Annotated in this window: 19 protein-coding genes and 2 pseudogenes; 10 read left to right on the forward strand and 11 right to left on the reverse strand. The window is 68.6% G+C overall.

What is annotated here, in order from left to right; genetic code table 11:
* Positions 1-81 precede the first annotated feature (81 nt).
* The 6 genes from AB0I23_RS32705 to AB0I23_RS32730 all read left to right on the forward strand — a co-directional run bounded on the left by AB0I23_RS32705 (position 82) and on the right by AB0I23_RS32730 (position 7,701).
* Entirely contained in the window at positions 82-978 is an 897-nt protein-coding gene (locus tag AB0I23_RS32705; protein WP_359114770.1) for a GNAT family N-acetyltransferase, read from the forward strand.
* On the forward strand, positions 975-2,078 hold the full coding sequence (gene menC, locus AB0I23_RS32710) for an o-succinylbenzoate synthase (protein WP_359114772.1): 1,104 nt from the start codon (positions 975-977) through the stop codon (positions 2,076-2,078). Before AB0I23_RS32705 ends, menC begins: the two co-directional genes overlap by 4 nt.
* 76 nt (positions 2,079-2,154) lie before the next feature.
* A complete protein-coding gene (locus AB0I23_RS32715; RefSeq protein ID WP_359114774.1) occupies positions 2,155-3,804 on the forward strand; it encodes a PucR family transcriptional regulator in 1,650 nt (549 codons plus the stop codon).
* Between the two features lie 144 nt (positions 3,805-3,948).
* On the forward strand, positions 3,949-5,205 hold the full coding sequence (locus AB0I23_RS32720) for an MFS transporter (RefSeq protein WP_359114776.1): 1,257 nt from the start codon (positions 3,949-3,951) through the stop codon (positions 5,203-5,205).
* A 73-nt stretch (positions 5,206-5,278) separates the two neighbouring features.
* The gene (locus tag AB0I23_RS32725) at positions 5,279-6,172 is read left to right on the forward strand and encodes a serine hydrolase (RefSeq protein ID WP_359114777.1); all 894 of its coding nucleotides are present in this window, start codon (positions 5,279-5,281) and stop codon (positions 6,170-6,172) included.
* Between the two features lie 140 nt (positions 6,173-6,312).
* Positions 6,313-7,701, forward strand: coding sequence for a serine hydrolase domain-containing protein (locus AB0I23_RS32730; RefSeq protein WP_359114779.1), 1,389 nt, complete (start codon positions 6,313-6,315; stop codon positions 7,699-7,701).
* A gap of 310 nt (positions 7,702-8,011) precedes the next feature.
* Here AB0I23_RS32730 and AB0I23_RS32735 read toward each other — a convergent pair.
* The 3 genes and pseudogenes from AB0I23_RS32735 to AB0I23_RS32745 form a co-directional block, all read right to left on the reverse strand.
* Positions 8,012-8,514, reverse strand: a pseudogene (locus AB0I23_RS32735) (helix-turn-helix domain-containing protein); the annotation flags it as partial.
* Between the two features lie 285 nt (positions 8,515-8,799).
* Entirely contained in the window at positions 8,800-10,365 is a 1,566-nt protein-coding gene (locus AB0I23_RS32740; protein ID WP_359114781.1) for a glycoside hydrolase family 10 protein, read from the reverse strand.
* Between the two features lie 73 nt (positions 10,366-10,438).
* Complete coding sequence (locus AB0I23_RS32745; RefSeq protein ID WP_359114782.1) at positions 10,439-11,179, reverse strand: peptidoglycan recognition protein family protein; 741 nt, start codon at positions 11,177-11,179, stop codon at positions 10,439-10,441.
* Between the two features lie 473 nt (positions 11,180-11,652).
* On the opposite strand from AB0I23_RS32745, the gene AB0I23_RS32750 reads away from it, so the two are divergent.
* The 4 genes and pseudogenes from AB0I23_RS32750 to AB0I23_RS32765 all read left to right on the forward strand — a co-directional run bounded on the left by AB0I23_RS32750 (position 11,653) and on the right by AB0I23_RS32765 (position 14,024).
* Positions 11,653-12,459 (forward strand): class I SAM-dependent methyltransferase, encoded by an 807-nt coding sequence (locus AB0I23_RS32750; protein ID WP_359114784.1) that lies wholly within the window; start codon positions 11,653-11,655, stop codon positions 12,457-12,459.
* 355 nt (positions 12,460-12,814) lie between these two features.
* Positions 12,815-13,363, forward strand: coding sequence for a GNAT family N-acetyltransferase (locus AB0I23_RS32755; protein WP_359114785.1), 549 nt, complete (start codon positions 12,815-12,817; stop codon positions 13,361-13,363).
* A 69-nt stretch (positions 13,364-13,432) separates the two neighbouring features.
* Positions 13,433-13,819: pseudogene (locus tag AB0I23_RS41815) on the forward strand (hypothetical protein); the annotation flags it as partial.
* 16 nt (positions 13,820-13,835) lie between these two features.
* The gene (locus AB0I23_RS32765) at positions 13,836-14,024 is read left to right on the forward strand and encodes a zinc ribbon domain-containing protein (RefSeq protein ID WP_436847038.1); all 189 of its coding nucleotides are present in this window, start codon (positions 13,836-13,838) and stop codon (positions 14,022-14,024) included.
* Between the two features lie 255 nt (positions 14,025-14,279).
* Here AB0I23_RS32765 and AB0I23_RS32770 read toward each other — a convergent pair whose 3' ends face one another.
* The 8 genes from AB0I23_RS32770 to AB0I23_RS32805 are packed head-to-tail and all read right to left on the reverse strand — an operon-like array spanning position 14,280 to position 22,213.
* On the reverse strand, positions 14,280-15,245 hold the full coding sequence (locus tag AB0I23_RS32770; RefSeq protein ID WP_359114787.1) for a terpene synthase family protein: 966 nt from the start codon (positions 15,243-15,245) through the stop codon (positions 14,280-14,282).
* The gene (locus AB0I23_RS32775; RefSeq protein ID WP_359114788.1) at positions 15,242-16,621 is read right to left on the reverse strand and encodes a cytochrome P450; all 1,380 of its coding nucleotides are present in this window, start codon (positions 16,619-16,621) and stop codon (positions 15,242-15,244) included. Before AB0I23_RS32775 ends, AB0I23_RS32770 begins: the two co-directional genes overlap by 4 nt.
* Positions 16,618-18,240 (reverse strand): prenyltransferase/squalene oxidase repeat-containing protein, encoded by a 1,623-nt coding sequence (locus AB0I23_RS32780; RefSeq protein ID WP_359114790.1) that lies wholly within the window; start codon positions 18,238-18,240, stop codon positions 16,618-16,620. Before AB0I23_RS32780 ends, AB0I23_RS32775 begins: the two co-directional genes overlap by 4 nt.
* Positions 18,241-18,288: 48 nt before the next feature.
* Positions 18,289-19,485, reverse strand: coding sequence for a polyprenyl synthetase family protein (locus AB0I23_RS32785; RefSeq protein WP_359114792.1), 1,197 nt, complete (start codon positions 19,483-19,485; stop codon positions 18,289-18,291).
* A 35-nt stretch (positions 19,486-19,520) separates the two neighbouring features.
* Entirely contained in the window at positions 19,521-20,813 is a 1,293-nt protein-coding gene (locus AB0I23_RS32790) for a cytochrome P450 (protein ID WP_359114793.1), read from the reverse strand.
* Complete coding sequence (locus tag AB0I23_RS32795; RefSeq protein WP_436847039.1) at positions 20,810-21,430, reverse strand: GTP-binding protein; 621 nt, start codon at positions 21,428-21,430, stop codon at positions 20,810-20,812. The genes AB0I23_RS32790 and AB0I23_RS32795 overlap by 4 nt, the downstream gene beginning before the upstream one ends.
* The gene (locus tag AB0I23_RS32800) at positions 21,402-21,785 is read right to left on the reverse strand and encodes a DUF742 domain-containing protein (RefSeq protein WP_359114795.1); all 384 of its coding nucleotides are present in this window, start codon (positions 21,783-21,785) and stop codon (positions 21,402-21,404) included. The genes AB0I23_RS32795 and AB0I23_RS32800 overlap by 29 nt, the downstream gene beginning before the upstream one ends.
* On the reverse strand, positions 21,782-22,213 hold the full coding sequence (locus AB0I23_RS32805; protein ID WP_359114797.1) for a roadblock/LC7 domain-containing protein: 432 nt from the start codon (positions 22,211-22,213) through the stop codon (positions 21,782-21,784). The genes AB0I23_RS32800 and AB0I23_RS32805 overlap by 4 nt, the downstream gene beginning before the upstream one ends.
* Position 22,214 lies beyond the last annotated feature (1 nt).

The following is a 22,214-nucleotide window of genomic DNA, read 5'->3' on the forward strand; positions in this document are numbered from 1 at the left end:
CGTGCGCTACGACGAACGCGGCGGACAACCCTGGTGCGGCACCACGGTGATCCGCCCGGTAAGCCCGGAAAGGAAAGTCCCGTGACAGATCTTGCGACATATGAGTCAGGTCTGGTTTCCCCGGCCGTGAGCGCAGCAGCGCTGGCCGCCACGACCGCTGCCGCCGCCGCCTCACGTGTGGAAATCCGGGACCTGACCGAGGTGTCCGACCTGGCCGATGTCTGCCGGCTCTTCGCATCGATTTGGCAGCCGGGCGCCGGTGCAGGGCCGGTGACGACAGAGCTGCTGCGGGCGATGGCCGCGGCGGGGAACTATGTCGCGGGCGCGTACGAAGGGGAGGAGTTGCTGGGAGCCTGCCTCGGCTTCTTCGGCAGCCCGGCCAAGGCGAGCCTGCACAGCCACATCGCCGGCGTGGCGCCGCGAGGGCTCGGGCGCGGGATCGGATTCGCCCTCAAACTGCACCAGCGCGCCTGGGCGTTGCGCCAGGACGTCTCGCTGGTCACCTGGACGTTCGATCCACTGGTGCGGCGCAACGCGTATTTCAACCTGGCCAAACTCGGCGCCGGCCCGACGCGCTACCTGCCCGACTTCTACGGGCCGATGCGCGACGGCATCAACGGCGCCGGTGACACCGACCGGCTGATGGTCCGGTGGGAGCTTTCCGGCCCGGCGGCGTCCGCCGCTTCGCTCGGTGAGGCTGTCCGAGTCGACGCCGCCGCGCTGCGAGAGCGCGGTGCGGCCCCTGCCCTGTCGGTCGCACCTGACGGGGGGCCGCTGACCGCAGCGGCCGACGGGCCGGTCGTGCTGGTCGCCGTGCCGCCCGACATCGAGACACTCCGGCGCACGGACCCGGATCAGGGCCAGGCGTGGCGCGTCGCGCTGCGGGAGGTGTTGGGAGGCCTGATGGCGGAGGAAGCCAGGGTCATCGGATTCGATCGTGCCGGCTGGTACGTGGTCTCAAGGGAGAAGTCGTCATGAAGCCAAGTGGTGTGGAACTTCTGCGTGTCCGGATGCCTTTGGTGGCACCGTTCCGGACGTCGTTCGGTACGCAGAACGTACGGGAACTGCTGCTCATACGAGTCGTGACACCGAACGGCGAGGGTTGGGGCGAGTGCGTCACGATGGGAGAGCCGCTCTACTCCTCGGAGTACGTCGACGGGGCCGAGCACGTGCTGCGGAGCTTCCTGGTCCCGGCCCTGATGGAGGGCGGGGTCACCGCGAGCCGAGTCGCGCCCCGCCTGGCCAGGTTCAAGGGTCACCGGATGGCGAAGGCCGCACTCGAAATGGCCGTGCTCGACGCTGAACTCCGAGCACACGACCTGTCCTTCGCCACCGCGCTCGGGTCCACTCGGGACTCCGTGCCCTGCGGGGTTTCGGTGGGCATCATGGACTCCGTCCCACAACTCCTGGACGTCGTGGGCGGCTATCTCGACGCCGGCTACGTGCGGATCAAGCTGAAGATCGAACCGGGTTGGGACGTCGAGCCGGTGCGAGCAGTGAGGGAGCGCTTCGGCGACGATGTGCTGCTGCAGGTCGACGCCAACACGGCGTACACGCTGTCCGACGTGTCCCAGCTCGCCCGTCTGGACCCCTTCGAGCTTCTCCTCATCGAGCAGCCCCTGGATGAGGAGGACCTTCTGGGCCATGCCGAGCTGGCCCGTCGCATCCGCACACCGATCTGCCTCGACGAGTCGATCGTGTCCGCCCGTTCCGCTGCCGACGCGATCACGCTGGGCGCCTGTCGCATCGTGAACATCAAGCCCGGCCGGGTCGGTGGCTACCTCGAGGCACGGCGGGTGCACGACGTCTGCGCCGCCCACGGGATCCCCGTGTGGTGCGGTGGCATGATCGAGACCGGGCTCGGGCGGGCGGCCAACGTCGCGCTCGCCTCGCTGCCCGGGTTCACCCTGCCCGGCGACACCTCGGCGTCGGACCGGTTCTACCGGACCGACATCACGGAACCGTTCGTCCTGAAGGACGGACACCTGCCCGTGCCCCAGGGGCCGGGCCTCGGTGTCACCCCGATTCCCGACCTGCTGGCTGAGGTCACCACCTCGACGGTGTGGCTCGGTTCGTAGCACGCGACGAACGCGCCGTGAGATCCGGTCGGATCGGACCAATAGGTTCCGGTGCGGCCGGAGTTACCTTTGGGCGGTGCTGACACCGACGTCTGGCAGGCCACACACAAGCCTGGCGCGCGTTCTCGAAGACCTCGGGGACGTGTTGCTGGAGTCGATCGCCGACGGCGGGAGCACGTGCCGGCAGCTGAGCGGCGTAGTCATCCACGACCCGCTCGACGAGGCGCAGTTCCCCGCCCGGGCCGTCGTCCTGGGGGTGGGCGTCCACGAACCGGACGACGTGGTCCGCCTTCTGTACGAACTCGGCCGCAAGGGCGCTGCGGCGCTCGTCGTCCGGTCACCCTTCACCGCGACCGTGGAAATCCGGCGGGCCGCCGACGAGTTTGGCGTCGCACTGCTCGGACTCACCCGAGGCGCCTCGTGGGCGCAGGTCGCCGCCATGCTCCGCACCCTGCTCGTCGAGGGAGACATCGGCGACATCTCACCGCAGACGCTGGGCGGCATGCCGTCGGGCGACCTGTTCGCGCTGGCCAACGCCGTGGCCGCGCTGCTGGACGCGCCGGTCACCATCGAGGACCGCAGCTCACGGGTGCTCGCCTTCTCCGGCCGCCAGGACGAGGCCGACCAGTCCCGAGTGGAGACGATCCTGGGCCGCCAGGTACCGGAACGGTTCACGCTCGGCCTGGCGCGCAACGGCGTCTTCGAGCGTCTCCATCGCGGCCATGCGCCCGTGTACGTCGATCCGCTCCACGACGAGACGATGACCGTTCCCCGGGTGGCGCTGGCGGTGCGGGCCGGCGACGAGATCCTCGGCTCGATCTGGGCGGCGGTGCCCGGGCCCTTGTCCAAAGAGCGGACGCAGGCGCTGATCGACGCCGGCAAGCTCGTCGCGCTCCACATGTTGCGTCTGCGTGCGGGCGCAGATGTCGAACGCCGCCTGCGCGCCGACCTGGTGAGCACCGCGCTCGAAGGCGGCACGGGGGCGGCGCAGGCGATTGCGCGGCTCGGGCTGGTGGGGCAGCCCGCGATCGTGCTGGCACTGGGTCTGTTCGGTGGTTCGGATGCCGATACGTCGACGGAGGACGGTCTGCGCCGGGTCGCGGACCGCCAGCGGGTCGCGGACGCGCTGGCCATGCACCTGAGTGCGGTCCAGGCGCGCTCGGCCGTGGCACTGGTGGGCGACGTGGCCTACGGCATCGTGCCGATGCCGGGGAGCCAGGCGGACTGCAAGGAGCGGTCGATCCGCGTCGCGTCGACCTTCCTGGAGCGCACCGGGCAGCGCGTGGACGCGGCGATCGGCATCGGCCCGCCCGCACTCGACGGCTCCGGACTCAGCCGCTCGCGCGACGGCGCGGACCGGGCGCTGCGGGTGCTGCTCGCCAACAGGGGCGCCCGGCGGGTGGCCACGGCGGAGGACGTCCACGTCGACGCGCTCATGCTGGACCTCGCCGATCTGGCCGCCGCGCGCGGGGACATGGCGACCGGGCCCGTCGCCCGCCTGCTCGACTACGACGCCCGGCACCAGTCGCAACTCGTCCACACGCTGAGGTGCTGGCTGGACGCCTTCGGCGACGTGGCCGCCGCGTCCGCCGCGGCGTACGTGCACCCCAACACCTTCCGGTACCGACTGCGACGGGTCGCAGAGGTCGGTGAGCTCAACCTCGACGACCCTGGAGAGCGGTTCGCGGCGATGCTGCAACTCCGGCTCCACCCGCCCGGCACCTGAGTAGCAGCCGGACACCGCAACGAGTCAACATTCGTCCGCACCGCCCGAACACCACCTGAAGGTTTGTGGAACTCCACGAACCCGCTGCGTCACCTGATGTCCAGGATGGGCCATCAACCCCGACGCAGCGGTACGGAGGCAACCATGACCGCGGTGGTCACCGAGGACACCTGGACACCTGAGCGGGTCAACCGGACAGCAACGATCACGATGGTGGTCATGCTGTGCGCCTGGTCGATCGACTACATCGACCGGTTCTCCATCAGCATGGCTCTGCCGTCGATCGGAGAGGAGTTCCATCTCGGTAAGACCGCGCAGGGCTCGTTGGTCACCGTATTCGCGCTGGTCTACATGATCTGCCAGATACCGGCTGGCTACCTGGCCGATCGGTATGGCTCCCGTAAACCGATGCTGATCACGCTCCTGCTGTGGTCGCTGTTCACCGCTCTGACCGGGATGGCCGGCACCTTCGGTCTGCTCCTGCTGTTCCGCGGCCTGTTCGGTGCTTGTCAGGGCGCCTTCCCGGCGGCGTCGTTCAAAGCCATCGCGGAACGGACGACACCGGAGAGACGGGGAACCGCCACCAGCGTGATGTTGTCCGCCAGTGGGATCGCCGGCCTTGCACCCCTGCTCGTCGCCCCACTGCTGACAGCCATCGGCTGGAGGCACACCTTCTTCTGGATGGCGGGTTGTGGCGCGGCCATCGGCATCGGGCTGTGGGCGCTCCTGCCCAAGGCATTGCCGGACCGGCTCAGCCGGCTCCCGCAAACGGCGGTGACGACGCCCGAAGTCTCGCGTGCGCAAGTGCTGAAGTCCCCGGCCGTGTGGAAGTTCGCGGTGCTGTTCTGCGTGATGAACATGCTCAACTACGGCCTGGTCACCTGGGTGCCCAGCTATCTGCTCGAGGCCAGACACCTGTCGCTGAACGAGACCGGCGTGCTGTCGGCGATCCCGAGTCTGGTGGGCTTCGCGACGACCATCTTCGGCGGCTGGCTGTTCGACCGGTACTTCCACGACAAGGCCAGGTGGTACCTGGCGTCCATCGCGACGGTGACCTCCGTCCTGCTCGCCCTGATGGTGTCGGCGGGCAGCGCGGTGACATTCACGGTCTACGAGACGTTGGCCGTCGGAGTGTTCGGGATGGCGACGATGTGCGTCTTCGGCCTTCCGCTGCGGGTGCTTCCCACGGCGGTGGCCGGACTCGGTTCCGGGATGACGAACTTCGGCGGCCAGGTCGCCGGCGTCATCGCGCCGCTGGCGATGGGCTGGCTGGCGGACGCGTTCTCCTACACCGCGGCGTTCGGCTTCCTGATCGGCACCACGCTGCTCACCGCGGTGATCGCGTTCTGGGTCCCGCAGCGCGCCGAACAGTTCAACTTCCCGTCGACCGGCGCCAAGTAGTCGGTCGGCGCATCCAGCAAACAGATCCGGTCCGGGCAGAAAGTCCACACCGGACAGACAGAAGGGATCCCCCATGGTTACGGAATCGGAACTGGTCGCGACAATCACCGCCCGAGCGGCGGAAGTCGGCGTCCGGGTCTGGCTGCACGCGGCCGATCTGGACGGCCCGCGACAGGTGGGCATCGACGCCGAGGAGCCGGTGGTCACCGCCTCCGTGTTCAAGGTTCCCGTGGCAGTGGAACTTGCCCGGCAGGCGGCCGACGGTGAACTCGACCTCGCCGAGCGGATCGCGGTGGCACCGGGACATCCGACCGCCAGCCCGTACGGCCTTGCGACGTTCCGCCACGACGTCACGATGTCCTGGTACGACCTGGCCGTCCTGATGATCGGCATCAGCGACAACGTCGCCACAGACCTGATCCTCGGGAAGGTGGGAAAGGCCGCGGTCGCCAGGACGCTGCGGCGGCTCGACCTCCCGCACACGGCCGTCCCCCACGACTGTGGGGAACTGTTGCGCACGATCGGCGAGGACCTCGGGATCGACTACCAGGACGACGAACGGATCCTGGCCGCGTTGCCGGCCGAACAACTCGCCAAGCTACGTGCGTTGACACCCGAAGAGACCTGCCGGACCACCGCCGCGGAGAGCACCCGGTTGCTGGGCCTGATCTGGCGTGACGAAGCAGCGCCCGCGGCGGCGTGCGCCGACGTCCGGCGATGGCTGGAACTGCAGCTGTGGCCGCACCGGCTGCGCTCCGGCTTCGCGGACGACGACGTCAGGATCAGCGGCAAGACCGGAACGCTGCCCTCGCTGCGCAACGAGATCGGCGTGGTGGAGTACCCGGACGGCGGCCGGTACGCGGTCGGCGTCTTCACCAGAGCCGTCGACGCCCGATCGAGAGTTCCCGAGCGTGACGCCTTCATCGGGTTCGCCGCCGCCCAGGCGGTGGACTGGCTTCGGCGGTAACCCGTACCGGCGGCCGCGTGTTTCGCCGGCCCCGATGAAGGTTTCGCCGGTTCTCGTCGTTTCTCACGAATCGACCATGAGCGCGCAGATCATACCCTCCCGGAATCCCCCGTTCTCCCTCGCAGAGACAAGAGGTGCACATGTCCGAACTCAATGAAATCCGTGGCTGGTTGGAAAGCCGCCTTCCCGAGTTGCTGGCCGAGTACAAGGTGCCGGCCGCATCGATCGCCGTATACGCACACGGCGAGATGATCGACCGTGCGGCCGGGGTACTGAACAAGGACACCGGCGTCGAGGCCACAGCGGACTCCGTCTTCCAGATCGGTTCGATCACCAAGGTCTGGACGACCACGCTGGCGATGCAGCTCGTCGACGAGGGCGCGCTCGACATCGACGCCCCGGTCCGGGCGTACCTGCCCGAATTCGCCGTCGGCGACGAGACAGCCTCCGCGAAGATCACCGCCCGCCAACTGATGTGCCACACCTCCGGTTTCGAGGGCGACATCTTCCTCGACACCGGACGCGGCGACGACGCGGTGCACAAGCTCGTCACCCTCCTTGCTGACGTGCCCCAGTTGTTCGCGCCGGGCGAGATGTTCTCGTACAACAACGCCGCCTTCTGTGTGCTCGGTCGCATCGTCGAGGTGCTGCGTGACAAGTCCTACGACGACTGCCTGCGCGACCACCTGTTCACGCCACTGGGGCTGACCCACGTCGCCCCCAGCCCGTACGAGGCTGTCAGGTTCCGTGCCGCGTCGGGGCACCTCTCGCCGGAGCGGGGCGCCGAGCCGCAGCCCGCGCAGGCCTGGGCACTGCCCCGGTCGAACTCGCCCGCCGGATCGATGCTGGCGATGCGACCGCGGGACCTGCTGACGTTCGCGCGGATGCATCTTGACGGGGGCAGGGGGCCCGACGGGAGGGCGGTGCTCACGCCGGAGAGCGCGCTCGCCATGCGGCACCGCGAGGTGTTGCTGGATCTCGGTCTGATGGGCGACGCCTGGGGACTTGGCTGGTCGCTCTTCGACTGGCCCGGCGGCGCGGTGATCGGCCACGACGGCGGCACGCTCGGCCAGTCCGCCTTCCTGCGGGTGGTTCCCGACCACGACATCGCGGTGGCACTGCTGACCAACGGCGGCAACCCGCTCCCGCTCTACGCCGAGCTCGTCGGGCGCGTGCTTCGCGAGCTGGCCGGAATAGAAATGCCGGCACTCCCGGTGCCGGACCTCCACGCCCCACGTGTCGACACGGCGAGGTTCGTGGGCGAGTACGCGTCGTCCGTCAGCGACACCGTGGTCAGTGAGGACGCCGACGGCCGGCTGTGGGTCCAGCGGAACCCGAAGGGGGTGTTCGCCGAGCTCGACGGCGGTCCGTCGGAAAGGATCGAACTGGTCGCGTACGACGGCGACAAGCTGATCCCGGCGGAGCCGCAGCACGGCATGCACATGGTGCACGCGTTCGTCGGTGACGACGGGAGCGGGCGGGCGCAGTTCCTGCACACCGGCCGGGCCGATCGGCGGGTGAGCCGGTGAACGCCATCGCTGAGGAGATTGCCGCGATCTTCGCCGAGGCGAGTGCGCAAGGGTTCCTACATGCCCGTGAGGGGCGGGAGTTCACGATCTCCACCGGCGCCGTCGTCCGTGGCCGGCTGGTGCGCGACCCGGCCGGCACCGGCCGGCACCGGCCGGGAGCGAGTCGAGCGCGGGCGGTGTTCCATGACCGGATGCTCAGCAAAGCGAAGGTCTCCCCGGGTGCCGGGTGGCGGTACTTCTTCCGCAGTGTGATGGTCGGCGACGGCCACCGCCCGGCGGCCAAGCCGCTGCGTACCGCCCAGGACGAGGCCTTCGCGCGGTTCTTGCGGCCCGCCTGCCGGCCGAGGACCTTGTGGCCGCCGCCGTCGGGGATGTTGCCGAGTTTCTTGATGTCGACGTGTACGAGGTCGCCGGGGCGGCGTGTTCGTAGCGCCGGATGTTACGGCCGGTGGCGCGGTCCAGGTGGGACAGCCGGGCCGGCTTGCAGCGGGTCAGGACGCGGTGCACGGTGGCCGGGTTCAGCCCGAGCAGGCAGGCGATGCGGGCGGGTCCCCAGCGGCGCAGGACGCGGACCTTGATGATCCGCCCGCTCGGTACGGGTCGGCGTTCGGCGCGGGCTGTGGTGCGGGCGGGAGGAGCGGTCGGCCATCCCGGCCCCGCCCCGTTCGCGGTAACGGCTCGCCCACCGCTGAGCCGTGGTGGGCGAGACCTGGAAGCGTTCGGCAGCACGGCGCAGGGGCAGCCGTCCTCGACCACGCAGCGGGCCGGACGCAAACGGCCGGTCTCGGTCAGGGGCGCATTACGGTGGGGGATGAGGGCCTTCTGATCGTCCGGTGGAGATGTCGTAATCCACACCGAACCCGGAAGGCCCTCACTCGATCAAGATCACCCAGCCGTGATCACTGTCACCAACCTCTGTGGACAGAACACCTAGGCCGAGCCTGACGGCTTCGAGCTGCCCACTTTGATCCCCAGGTCTACCTCCACCACGACCCGTACACCCACAGGAGCGACCAGCAGTCCGGCACGCCGCACCGACAGCGCATGGACTTCCTCCTCCCGGCCCCGGACCGGTCCCGCGTCATCATCGATACTTCGTTACGGCACTTCGAGGAACGGGAACGCCGCTTTCGCGATATCGCCCTTCGACACCCTCACCACGGTCGCCCGAGAGCCGATCACACCCTCCGGCAGGTCCAGGGTGAGCAGATACACGCCCGGTTCCACATGGGCGAAGCCGAACCAGCCCGAGCCGTCGCTGAGCCGGGTGGTCTTCTCACCGCCGGTGGTGAGCGGGTCGAGCGTCACCGGCACCTGGTCCAGCGGGCCGCCGCCCCCGAGCGCGAGCCGGCCCGCCACATGCCCGTCCTGGGGCGCCGCCTTCCACGGCATGCCGGGCACCGCCGCCTCGTCCTTGAACGGCGCGCCCTTGCCCTGCGTCAGCGCCTGCACCAGCTTGGCCCGCTCGACCGCCAGGCCGTTGGCCGCCACATCCACGCTGGGACTGGCGTACGCGTAGCCGCTCCAGCCGGCCGCGGTATTGCCTGCCGCGGTGGGCCGCAGCGCCTCCCTGACCTGGCTGAGCGAGTCCGCGACACCGTTCAAGTACAGCGCGGGTCCGTTGACCGCCTGCCGCTCGCCCTGGTGGTCGGCCAGGAACTCGGACCACTCGGAGAACATCAGCGCCTGGTCCGGATTCCAGTTGCGCTTGTAGTTCATGGTCACCGCGGTGTCCATGATCCCCTCGTTCAGCCACCCCGCCCAGTCCTGCAGGACCTCGGCGTAGGTACGTGTGGCCTGCCAGCCGCCGACCGCCTGCGGCCCGTGCCCGTAGGTGATGGCGTCCATCGACAAGCGGGCCCGCGGGTCGACCTCCCAGATACCGAGATAGATCTTGCGCACCAGATTGGTGACCTGGCTGCGCCGCCAGTCACTCCAGGATGCGTCGGACGGGAGGGGTATGTCCGTGCGGCCCGTCGCCTGTTGGAAGCGGGCGACGGACACGTCGTTGTAACCCCAGTCGCTGTGGGTGGTGGTGGAGCTGCCGTCCGGGTAGCGGACGTAGTCGAGGTTGATGCCGTCCACGTCGTAGTTGCGGACAATGCTCTGGATGCTGCGGACGATGTAGTCGACGGCCGCCGGATGGCCGGGGTCGACATAGGCGTTGGCACCCACCAGTTCCTGCCCGTTGGCCTTCTTGTTGAGCCAGCGGTCGGCGCCGGTGACGCCCGGGCCGTGCTGGTTGAAGACATGGTCGGGGGAGCGGGGCGGGGTAGTGCTGTTCCACATGGTGTTGACATTCACCCAGGCGTGCACCTGCAGTCCGGCCGCGTGCCCCTGCCGGACTATCTCCTCCAGAGGATCGTAGGGCGCCGGGGAAATCGCGGCGTCGGTGCGCGGGTACAGGGCGTTGTTGCAGAAGCAGTCGTAACGCCGGGCGGTCTGGACGATCAGAGCGTTGGCGTTGACGTCCAACGCGTCCTTGACCAGGGACGTGACCTGCGCGGGTGTGTAGATACCCGGGTTGAAGGCGTCCGCCCAGTAGCTGCGCCACTGGGCGGGTGCCGCCGCGCCGTCATCGGCGTGGGCGGGCAGCGCGGTGACCGCGCCGAAGAGCAGGCCGAGGACCGCCGCCAGGGTTGTGAGCACGCGAGGCAAACGCATGTGATGTGTCCCCCGTGAAGGTCGTTGGTTACGGGCGTACGTCGTCAGAAGTGGCGGCCCCACCTGGTCCTGGCTAGGCAAACGTGGCGCCCCAGGTGGCCGGCCCGACGATGCCGTCCACGCTCAGGCCCTTGCTCGACTGGAAGCTGCGGCAGGCGGAGTCGGAGCCCAGCCCGTACTGGCCGTCCACGGTGAGGGAGTAGCCGTGCACGCTGTTCATCCGGTACTGCCAGGTCGCCACGCTGGCGTGCACGAAGGTCGGTGGCTGGCGGAAACTCACCCCGGGGTAAGGCAAGGGCCCGCCACCGGGGTTGACCTCGCCGCTGAGCACCCGGGAGTACAGGTTGCCCGGGCAGTCAGTCGCGTGGTGGTCGCGGTGGCCGGTGATGGCCTGCGCGGCACCGCCCGACACCCGCAGACGGTTGATTCCGTAGCGGACGGCGTCTATCAGCCCGGCCGTGATGGTGTCGTAGTTGCTGCTGGTGCCGCCGGTCAGCGCACAGACCGCGTACCAGTCGTCATTGCCCTGTGTGGTGCCCTGGGCGGCGGTACGGACGTTCTCGCCGCGGCCCTGGAAAAGGTAGCCGTGGACGCAGGCGAGGTGACTGTAGGCGATGTCCGACCAGCCGTTGGAGTCCATGTGGAAGTTCTGGATGCCCCGCACCTGGCCGGCGCAGTCGGCGTGGTTGGCCTCGGCCACCTTCACGGCGTCGACATGATGGACGACCACGCCGCCCTGTGCCGGGGTGATGTTGCTGCTGACGCTCTTGGGCGCCCGGGCGCCCCACTGGGAGCGGGTGACGAACGTGACCATCAGCTCCGCCCTTCTCGGCCCAGGGCACAACTGACGGTGGCGTTCAACGGCTCGGCGTGGGCGTTGCGCGCTGCGTCGGGGCCATAGACGGCGCCGGCGTGGCGAGGGTGCGTGACGATGGGAAGTTCGCGGCTCCCCGCCGGGAGGGGGGTGGCGGCACGCACGGGTCCGGAACATATGACGGGCAGCGCGAGCGCACCGCCGGCTGCCGCCAGCAGCGCGGCGCGGCGAGATGGGCCGTGAGTCAACGGTCCTCCAGGTGGGCGTGAAGTGGGTTCGATTGTCAGGCGTTGACAGGGCCCCGTCAAGGCGTCAAGAATGCTGGCCCACGCCGACGGCTTCCCGGTCGCGTCGTTCATGGCCGACGTGTTCGCCGAGCATCCGTGGGGCGGCGCACTTCGCCGCGCCCGCTTGGCGCCGTAACCCGAAAAAGCAGTGGCGGCGCGGGCTCGGGGCCACATACGTTCGCCTCCATGGTTGACGCAACTTTCGGGCATCCGCGCCTCGCCGCCATCTACGACCCACTCGATCCGGACCGCAGCGATCTCGACGCGTATCTCGCGATGGCGGAGGAGTTCGGCGCGCGGTCCGTGCTGGACATCGGGTGCGGTACGGGCGTGTTCGCGCTGCTGCTCGCCGAGCGCGGGATTACGGTCACCGGGATCGATCCCGCGCGGGCGTCCGTCGACGTCGCGCGTGGCAAGCCGGGCGCGGAGCGGGTGCGCTGGCTCGACGGCGACGCGGGGGACCTGCCGCCCATGCAGATTGACCTGGTGACGATGACCGGGAACGTTGCCCAGGCGATCGCCGATCCGCAGGCGTGGCGTACGACGCTGCGCGGCGCGTACGAGGCGCTGCGGCCCGGCGGTCGGCTTGTCTTCGAGACGCGCGATCCGGCGCAGCGCGTGTGGGAGGAGTGGGCGGAGTGGACGCGCGAGACCACGTACCGCATGACGGACCTCCCGGGCGTCGGCCACGTCGAGACCTGGGCCGAGCTGACGGACGTGAGCCTGCCGCTGGTGAGCTTCCGGGGTACGCACGTGTTCGCTGCGGACGGGGACGTACTGACCTCGGAATCGACACTTCGCTTCCGCGAACGTACGGAGATCGAGAGGGACTTGCACGAGCACGGCTTCGTCGTCGAGGACGTACGCGACGCACCCGACCGGCCGGGCGGGGAGTTCGTGTTCGTGGCGCGGCGCGGTACCGCGGAGCCCGTCCCTCCCGGAATGCCCCAGGGAGCGTGCGCACCACACAGCGCCGGGCAGACGGGACTTTGAAGAGACTCCGTAGCACCTCCGCACGTTCATCCGTACACGGCTCTGTACCCATTCGCGCTGGACCTGATGCTCCACGCCGTGGCGGCGTTCCGGTGTCGGCGTCTCCGCCGCAAGTTCGCAATTCCTGAAGGCCCACCGCGGTGAACTTGCCGGTGTGCGGTCGGGATATCGGGGTCGGGGACGTGGGTTCGAGCGAATGCGCGCAGGGTGGGGCAAGGAGTGGACACCAATCGGTGAGGAGGGAGGTTTGGCTTGTCGGGCCCGGCCCCGTTGGTGAGGATGAGGCTCCGGGCCGGTGGATTGGTCGGTTCGCGCGTCTTGATCGCTGTCGAGCCTGCTGGTTGGGTTGGCCGGCATGACCGACCCCAGACCCCTCGCCTGGCCACCTGCCCCGATCAAGACCGAGCGGCTCGTGCTCCGCGAGTCCGAGTCCCGGGATCGTGCGGCGGTCATCGAGCTGAATGCCTCGCCAGAGGTGGGCACCTACCTCGGTGGCCCTCGACCGCGTGCCGAGCTCGAACGCATGGTGCCCGAGGTACCCGGGCGGCGCCCTGGCTTCTTCGTGGTCGAGCTCGACGGGGCGATGATCGGCACGATCGAGCTCAACTGGCGCGCCCCCGAGCGTCCGGGTTACCGCCGTCCGGAGGTCGGGGAGACCGAACTCGGTTACCTGTTCATGCCGGAGGCGTGGGGATACGGGTACGCCACCGAGGCGTGCACGGCGGCACTCGACTGGTTCGCCGACGCGCTGCCCGGCGAGCCGGTGGTGCTCACCACCCAGACCGCCAACGACCGCTCGATGCGCCTCGCAGCGAAGCTGGGGTGCACCGAGGTGGAGAGGTACGAGGCGTGGGGCGCCGAGCAGTGGTTCGGCGTGTGGTCTTCGGTCACTCCGCCCGCTTGAACTCGTGCTCGACAGCGGGGGTCCACGGTGCCGTCGAGCGGTGGTGGGCCTCGGCGCGGACACAATCGTGTACTGGCAGCCTCAGAAGGCCGGCCGGTGATCGTCCGGACGGCCTGATCGCGGAAGTGTTCCAACGCGCCCTCGACGCCCTGCTGCCCGCAGGTCCGTCAGCGCGGCGCGCCGTCCTGGCCGGACCGGGATGGCCCGCCCCCGACACGGACGCCGACATCCTCCTCATGCCGGCCCCATCCGCAGACGGGGAGACCCGGACCCGACCAGCCCGGCATACCCGGTGCCGCTGCCGTTCGGGGTGTGGCTGACCTCCCCGAACCACACCCGCCCGTCCCCGCGTCGGGCCACATCCCCGGCGGCATCCTCCGCGACGACCCGCCCGCGCCGCGCCCCCGTCACCTGTTCCGGGCCGGCCCAGGAACGTTCCAGCACGCCCTGGTCCGGAAGCGCCGGACGGGAAGTGATCGCCGTGGACCCCCGCCACACCTCCCGGCGGTGCCCCGAATGCGGACACACCGCCAAGGAGAACCGGCCCACACAGGAGACCTTCCACTGCGTCGGCTGCGGCCACACGGCCCACGCCGACATCGTCGGAGCAACCAACGTTCTACGGGCCGGGCTGGTCCGTCGCAACGCCAACCAGGTATAGCGAGAAGCCACCCCGTTCACGGGGTGGAGGAGTCGCGGACTTCACCGCTCAGCAGGCAGCTCAGGAAGAACAGCGCGCCGATGGCGTACGAGCGATACGAGGGCTCACAGGGGCCGGTCCTCGCCACCAGTCGGCGGGGCGCGGTGACGCCGGTGTGCCGCTGGGACCGCGCGTACTACCGGACCTGGCGTACGCGGCACACCACGGCGCCCGATGACGATGCAGTACGGCGGCCCGAGGGCACAGGGGGCGCGGCTAACGCTCGTAGCGGGCGTGCCCTATGTGCCACACGTAGGAGGCTGCGACGGCTTCCATGGCGCGAGCGTGATCCGCAAGTGCGTTCTTGCTGTTGACGGCGAGTTCGGTGATTCGAAGGCGTGCGGTGGAGGCTTGGTCTTCACACATGCGGGAGGCCATGCGGAACGCCCTTTCGAGGTCGCACTCGTGGTGTCGGATCAGCAGTGTTGGCAGGCTCAGAGGGGTCGGGCCGCCGCGATGTGTCTCCTTCGCGTACGAGGCAAGGTCGTTGATCCACCCGGCAAGGTCGGCAATGGCTTTCTCTAGTTCCCGCACGGCTGCCGAGGCTCGCTGGTCCTCGGTAAGTTCGTACCCGAGCGCGACTTCCGCGGTCGTCATCACGGTCCGGACGAAGACGGTGTGTGGGCGCATCGCGCAATAGTCGCTCAGTGTGACCTGGTCGGGCCTGTCGAGGTGATGGGCCTCCCAGAGGATGCCGAAGAGGTTGTCCCGCAGGTGCGCGGTGAGCCGCAGGTACTGCGTGGGCGTGGCCCGTTCCCGGAACCGGTGCAGGAGCTCCCGCAGGGCGGCGATGTAGGCGTCGTCATCGGCCGTCGGCTCGTCGTGACCGGTCAGAAGGTGGACACAGCGACTGATGCGGCGGACCAGACGGGCGGTGTCACGGCCTCCTACCGCCTCGCCATGTACGTCGTCGAATGCGGTGAGCCAGAGAAAGAGATCGGCGCAGAGGAACACGCCGTCACGGTCCGCCGTGGGCAGGACACGAGCTACCCCCTGGGCCGTGATGTTGCAGAGGGCCTTCGCCTCGCCGGGTGAACTGATCAAGGGGAAGGTCCGGAGCCAGTGGGCGGTCTGCTCCTCGATGGCGTCGGCATGCGGGCTGGTGGAGAAGGGGCCGGGGAAAGAGCCTCGGAGGTCGGGCATCGGCAGGGTACGCGCGTCCCAGCTGTGGGTGTGGCTCATACGGCTGTCCCCGCGACGGCCCGCTGCCTGGTTTCGGCGACCATACGGGGGTCCGACGGGTGCACGGTGAGCAGCCCGATCGGCTTCACGGTGGCGCCGGGAACGGGCCGCAGTCGCCAGCGGGACGCGATGAACGCCGTGATGACGATCGCCTCCGTCCAGGCGAACGCGTCGCCGATGCACATGCGTTTTCCTGACCCGAAGGGGATGAAGGCTCCTCGCGGCGGCTGGGGGCGCTCCGGCAGCCAGCGGTCGGGGTCGAAGCGCAGCGGGTCGGGGTACAGGACAGGGTCCCGATGCAGTGCGTAGGGACTCCACAACACCTGCTCACCCGCCGGCAGGCTGACCTGCCCGAGGCGCACGGGCTTGGTGGCCTGCCGGGTCACCAGCCAGCCGGCGTGGTGCAGGCGCAGGGTCTCACTGACCAGCCTGCGGGTGAAGGCGAGCTGGGGGACGTGCTCGGCGGTTATCGGGCCCTCTCCGACCACGGAGTCGACCTCCTCGTGCAGCCTGCGCTCCAGCTCGGGGTCGCGGCCCAGCTCGTGGAACAGCCAGGCCAGCATGACTCCCGTCGTCTCGGAGCCCGCGGCCAGCAGCCCGATGATCTCCGACAGGATCTCGTTGTCGGGCAGTGGCGCACCGGTTTCGTCCCGGGCCTCCAGGAGCAGTGTCACGAGGTCGTCGTGGGCGTCGGGGGCCGACCGGCGCTCCGCGATGATGTCCGCCACCTCGCTGCGCAGCAGGCTGCGGGCGGCCTTGAGCCGCCGGTTGCTGCGGGTGGGCAGCCGTTCCAGCGAGGACACGGGCACCATGGTGCGCCAGATGGCGGCCGTGAAGACCGTGTCGACGGCGTCGAGGATCGCGCGAGCCCGCTCTTGCTCCGCGCGGAAGGAACACAACACCGACATGGCCACGTCCTGGGCCATGAGCCCCATTTCGGTCTTCAGGTCGAGCAGTTCCCCCTCACTCCAGCCCGTGATGGACGGCTCCACCGTTTCCCGCATCGTGTTGACGTACCCGCTGATCCGCTCGCGGTGGAAGGCGGGCTGGAGCAGACGGCGCCGACGCAGGTGGGGCTCGCCTTCCGCGACCGGCAGGGCCGACTGACCGAAAAGCTTGAGCTTCTCGCCCAGCAACCCCTTGGAGAAGGAGCCGGACTTGCTGGTGAGCATCTCGTGGATCAGCTCATGAGAGTTGACCACGGTCACCTTCTTGAGGCCGACCGACATACGGACGATCGGCCCGTATGTGCGCAGGCGTTCGACGAACTCCAGGCGGTCCTTGAGCAGGGGCACAACGTGTCCGATAAGCGGCAGCCGCCCCGGAGCGGTCGGCGGAACGTCCGTGCCGGCAGTCACATCTATGTCAGGAGTCACGCGTCCGTCCTTTCCACATCTGTTTCTGTACATGCGGCTGCGTCTGCTTCTGTACATGCGGCTGCGCGACGTGCCCGCAGCATCTCCCGCGCAGCGAGCACCTCCGCTTCGATCACTGTGGTGGGCGCATACAGGGTTTTGTCGTGCCACAGGGCGGGGTGCTGGTGGCTGGGGTGCGAGGCGGCGTGCAGATACGTTTCAGCTAGATCCAGGGCCCGGGTGCGCTGCGGCTGCGGTGCGGGGGTGGCGGCGCTCAGCAGGATTTTTACGGCGTATGCGGTCTCTTCGACGGTGCTGCCCCACACGCCCCAGGAGCCGTCGGCGCGCTGAGTGTCGGTGGTCCACACGGCGGCCCTCTGGACGGCCCTGGACGCGTGGTGGCCGCCGTACTGCGCGAGCGCAGTGACGCACCGCTCGGTGGCGTAATAAGGGGAGGCATGCCACTTGTCGGTCCAGTGTCCCTCCGGTTGCTGCTGGCCAATCAGCCAGTCACACAGCTTTGCCGCTCGGGGGCCGTATGTGGCCTCTTTCGTCGGGCAGTGCCGCAGGTAAGTCACGAGGGCCCGGAGGGCATGGGCGTTCGCGGTGACCGATCCGGTGTCCTCGCCGATGTAGCAGTCGTAGTGGCTGCCGTTGTGGAACAGGTCCAGCGGTACGGGGCCGTACGGCAGGCCGACGAGCGAGGCAACCAGCACCGACATAGCGGTGTCGTCGGCATCGGTCATGAGGCCGGGCGCACCGCGCACGCCTTGAAGATCGTAGATCTCCTCGGCCCACCCACGGATTGTGGGAAGGGCGGCGGCGGGCAGGTCGGCGCGCGCCAGCGCGGCGGCGGCCCATAGCCGTTCGACCACCTGGAGGGGTGCGGCCTCAGGGAAGAGACCGTCGTAGCGCTGCGCCACTGCAGTGAGGTCGGCGACGGCCTGAGCAGTAGTGGCAGGTGACCGTGTTGCCCGTGCCGCGGTGGCGGCCGGCGAGCTGCCCAGCAGGCCTTCGACGTCAGGGACGAGAGCCGACGGTATGTAGCTGTTTATGCCTTCAAACGTGTGGTGAAACTTCACGGGCAGGCTGCCCTGCGACTCGTACCGTCTGGCCACATAAGCAGGTGCCGACTCGTGGAAGCCGCCCGGAACCGGCAGCCGGAAGCTACCGATACCCGGCAGGTCCTCGCCGGTGGTCTGGGAGCCCGACTTCTCGTTGATCTCGGCTACCAGGCTGGGTACGAGTATTTCTGCTGCAGCCGTGTCCGGCCACGGGCATACCGGTGGCAGTGCGCGCAGTACGTCGAGGCCCCTGTTCGCCGCGGCTGTGAGCCGGCCGGTGACCTCTGCGGACGTGGTGCCCCTTCGCAGGACCGCCAGCGCGGCCTCCACCGCGCTGAGTGTCGGCAGGAGCCGGTAGGGCAGCGGCCCCTCCCCCCAACTGCCGTCAGGCGCCTGCTGTTCCAGCAGGTATGTGATCCGCCGTGGCTCCCCGGGCAGCCACGGCGCCGCCGACAGGACGCGGGCCGTCTCGTACAGGGAGGGACCGACGCTTCCCCAACTGTCCTGGTCGGCCCTGGACACCAGACTGGTGGCTCGTTCGGCGTAGGACGTACCGATGGGCGTGCTGATGCTCATGGGGCGACTTCCTTCTCGGGGTTCTGACTAGCGGTGTGCGGCGACGCACTATGTCTGCCGGGCCGTTGCGTCCAGGGCGAGCCGGCGCAGGGAGGCTGTGACACTTCCCGGGAACGGAGCGTTGTCCAAGGCGGCGAGGGCGGCCGCCCGTCGCGTGGCGATCATTTCCTCCACGGTCTGCCGGGCGCCGGTGGAGTTCAGGATCGTGCGGACCGCGGCGGCGTGCTCCTCTTTGAGGTCGCTTCGGCCGACGAACTCGCGCAGCGTTTTCAGTTCGGCCGTGGAGGCTCGCTGGACCGCGAGTGCCATCAGGACGGTGGCCTTGCTCTCGCGCAGGTCATCCAGTACTGGTTTGCCTGTCTTGGCGGGATCACCGAAGACCCCGAGCAGGTCGTCCCGCAGCTGAAACGCTTCTCCTAGCGGTATGCCGAAGGCGGTGCAGGCATCGAGTACGGGCGGGGTCGCTCCGGCAACTGCCGCCCCTATGTGCAGGGGCCGCTCTATGGTGTATTTAGCCGTCTTGTATCGAATGACGTGCAATGCCGTATCCACGTCGCCGACAAGGCGGCCGGTGGTCTGCAAGTCCAGGAGCTGGCCGTACATGACCTCGCTCCGCATTTCGGCCACCAGGGGCAGCACCTGTGCCAGCCGCACCGGGCTGAGGTCCGCTGTGCGCAGGAGCTCATCGGACCACACCAGGGCCAGGTCTCCGAGGAGGACGGCCGCGCCCAGACCGTGCGCCTGGGCCCTGCTGCCCGGGCCGCCGCCGTCGGTATACGCGGTGGCCAGTGCACGGTGGGCGGACGGCTGGCCGCGGCGGATGTCGCTGTCATCCATCACGTCGTCGTGAACCAGGGCGAACACCTGGAAAAGTTCGAGGCTGGCGGCAGCGCGAACCGCAGCAGTCATATCGCCTGTTGCTCCGGCGGCTTGCCATCCGTACAGGCACAGCAGGGACCGCAGTCGTTTTCCGCCGGTCAGGAGTCTGCGCAGCGTGGTGGTCAGGTAGAGCAGCTCGGCTCCTGGCGCAACATGTTCCTTGGTGTCCAGGAAGTCGGTCAGAACCGCTCCCACCTTCTGTTGTAGGGAAGAGAGGTCGGGCAGTTCCGTGCGCAGTGTTTGTGTCACCGGCGGTTGATCCTCCTTCGTTCGAGACCTGTTGTCGCGGTTCCGTTCTCGCGGTGGACGGAGCACCGGCACGCGTCTTCTCCCCATGGCTGTTGCGGTGGTGCCGGTCGGCACCACCGCGACGCGATGATCGACGGCAGGTGATACGGCTTCTACGCCTCAGTCCTGACTGACGTCGGGGCCAATGGCGTGTCCCGCTCGGGGCGGGAGGGGCTCCGGCTCCAGGGGGTGGCCCCGTCGGCGTCGGGCGTCAGCGGGGTGAACCGGGCCGGGAGTGCGGTGAGCGTCCGGTAGACAGCTCCAGGGCGGTAGGTCAGCTTGTCGGCGGGAACGTCCAGTTCGATGTCCGGCAGGTAGGTCAGGAGCCTCTCGATGGCGGCGGTGGCGATCAGCATGGCCACGTCACGGGCGGGACACGCATGGGGCCCTGCAGCGAAGGCCAGGTGCGCCTTGTTCCCAGAGCGATAGCCGTCCGTCGGCATGCCCGAGTGGGGGCAGGTGTTGGCAGCGGCGTACGACACCATGACGGGCGAGCCTGTGGGGATGCGAGTGCCGTGGAAGGTCACGTCCTTCTTGGGGACGTGGACGCTGTAGTTGGCCAGCGGCGCGTCGTGCCACAGCGCGTCGTCGATGGCGTGCTGGATGGGCAGGCTCCCGGTGGTCAGGGTGCCGAAATAGCGGTCGTCGCTGAGCATGCGGACGAGCGTGTTGGCGATGAGGTTGCCCAGTGGCTCGTTCCCGGCCCCGAGGGTGATGAGGATCTGGTTGACGGCCTCTTCCTGGTTCAGCCCATTGGGATGATCGATGAACCAGGAGGTCAAATCGTGGCCGCGCTGTGCCGCCTTGGTCCCGTAGAGGGTTTCGAGGTAGGCGCCGAACGACTGCTCGCCCGCTGCCTGTGTCTCCGGATCGCTGTCCATCATCGCCCCGAGCGCCCACACAAGCCGCGGGCCCTCCTCGTCCGGCATGCCGAACAGAGCATTGAAGACCATCAGGGGCAGCTGCTGCGCGTATTGGCGGACGAGGTCGACCGTCCCGGTATCAGCGAATTCCTGGAGCAGCGTGTCGGCATAGCGGAATGTCAGGACGCGTACATCATGGGGGTCCAGGAGACCGAAGCTGTCCGTGATCACACGTCGCAGGTGCGCGTGTGCCTCGCCGTCGGCGAAGAACAGACTCGGCCGCCACTCCACCAGGGGCCGGATCGGGCTGTCCTGCGGCACCTGCGGCAGCCAGCTCCGGGTGTCCTTGGTCCACGTATCGGTGTCCTGGAGGAGGTCGAGGGCGGCCCGGTAGTCGGTGACCAGGTGGACCACGACACCGGGGGCCACCTCGGCTTCTGCGACCGGCCCCTGCAGGCGCAGCAGTTCATAGCTGCGCTGCGGGTTCGCGGCGTGTTCGGCCCCATGCAGGGACACGGGTGCTTCGGGTGGTGTGAGCGTCACGAGGCTTCGACTCCGGCACGGGCTATGGAATGGGCGGTCAGTTGGATGAGGGCGTTGAGGCCGCTGTTCTTCTCCCGGGCGTCACAGGTGACAAGTGGGGTCTGTGGGGCGAGGTCGAGCTTCGAACGGATGAGCGCCAGGTCGTATTTGGGTGAGTCGGGGAAGACATTGACAGCGACGGCGTACGGCAAACCGCGCTCCTCGATGAGTTCCATCACTTCCCAGGAGTCTTTGAGCCGCCGGGTGTCGACCAGGACGAGGGCACCGAGTGCTCCGTACGCGATGCCTTCCCACAGAGGAAGGAAGCGGCGCTGCCCGGGAGTTCCGTACAGGTACAGAACGATCTTGTCGCCCGGCAGGGTCAGACGGCCGAAGTCGATGGCGACCGTGGTGGTGGTTTTTTCACGCAGGACATCGTGGCCGAGGTCGTCGGTAGCAACCGCCGCGTTCGTCATGACCTCGTCGGTGTGCAGTGTCGGAATCTGCGACAGCGACTTGACTACAGTCGTCTTGCCGATACCGAGCGGGCCGGCAACGAGGATCTTGATCCTTCGGTGTTCTCCCTCAGGCAGGTAGACGGGAGGCGAGCTAGGCGGCAAGGAGAGCGTGGAGTCCACTCAGAACCTCTTCCAGGACTTCTTTCGACGGTCGGCCATCGTTCGACGCGCGCAGAGCGTCCGGAATCGGGACGCTGGCTTTTAACTGGCCGTCAGTGACAAGTTGTTCGGAAAGCACCAGCGTCACACCGACCGGGAGGCCGAGATAGCCGGCTAGTTCGACGACGCTGAGAGATCCGTCGGTAACGAGCTCGACCACACGCTGGTGCACCGCCGTGTGGAACCTGGCGAGGGGCAGACCACTGGCACGCAGAGCGGCCAGCGAATCGAGGGTGCCCGAGAGGCCGGTGCCGGGGCTGGTTCCGGTGGCAAGGTAGGCCGGAAGCAGACGTCGCCGTTCCTGGCCGCGGCTCATGACGCCCGGTCGCTGGTCCGGGCGGGAACAGACATGATCTGTTCCCCGAGTTTCATTGCCTGGCGGGCCATGGTCGCCGCGACCACCCCCATGGGCATGTCCTCATCGCCCGCTGCCGCGATCAGGGTGTTGGTTCCCTCGCCGACCGGCATGACCATGTAGGTGCCCTGATCGTTGTGCGAGGTGACGGTCCTGAGCGGAGTGCTCGGAGGGACTCCCAGAACAGCGTTTGTGGCGGCACGGGAGGCGGAGTGCAGCGCGGCAGTCATCGCACCGATGCCGTCAGCCTCGTCCTTGGTGAGGTTCTCGGAGGTGACCTGGACCATCCCATCGAGAGTCATAGTCAGGGCGTGCCGAACACCAGGGATTTCGGTGATGGGTTTCAGGACCCAGGCGGACGGGCCGGTCTCTTCGTGAGCTTCAGGCATG

The sequence above is a fragment of the Streptomyces atratus genome, assembly GCF_040655115.1.
GTDB lineage: Bacteria > Actinomycetota > Actinomycetes > Streptomycetales > Streptomycetaceae > Streptomyces > Streptomyces atratus_D.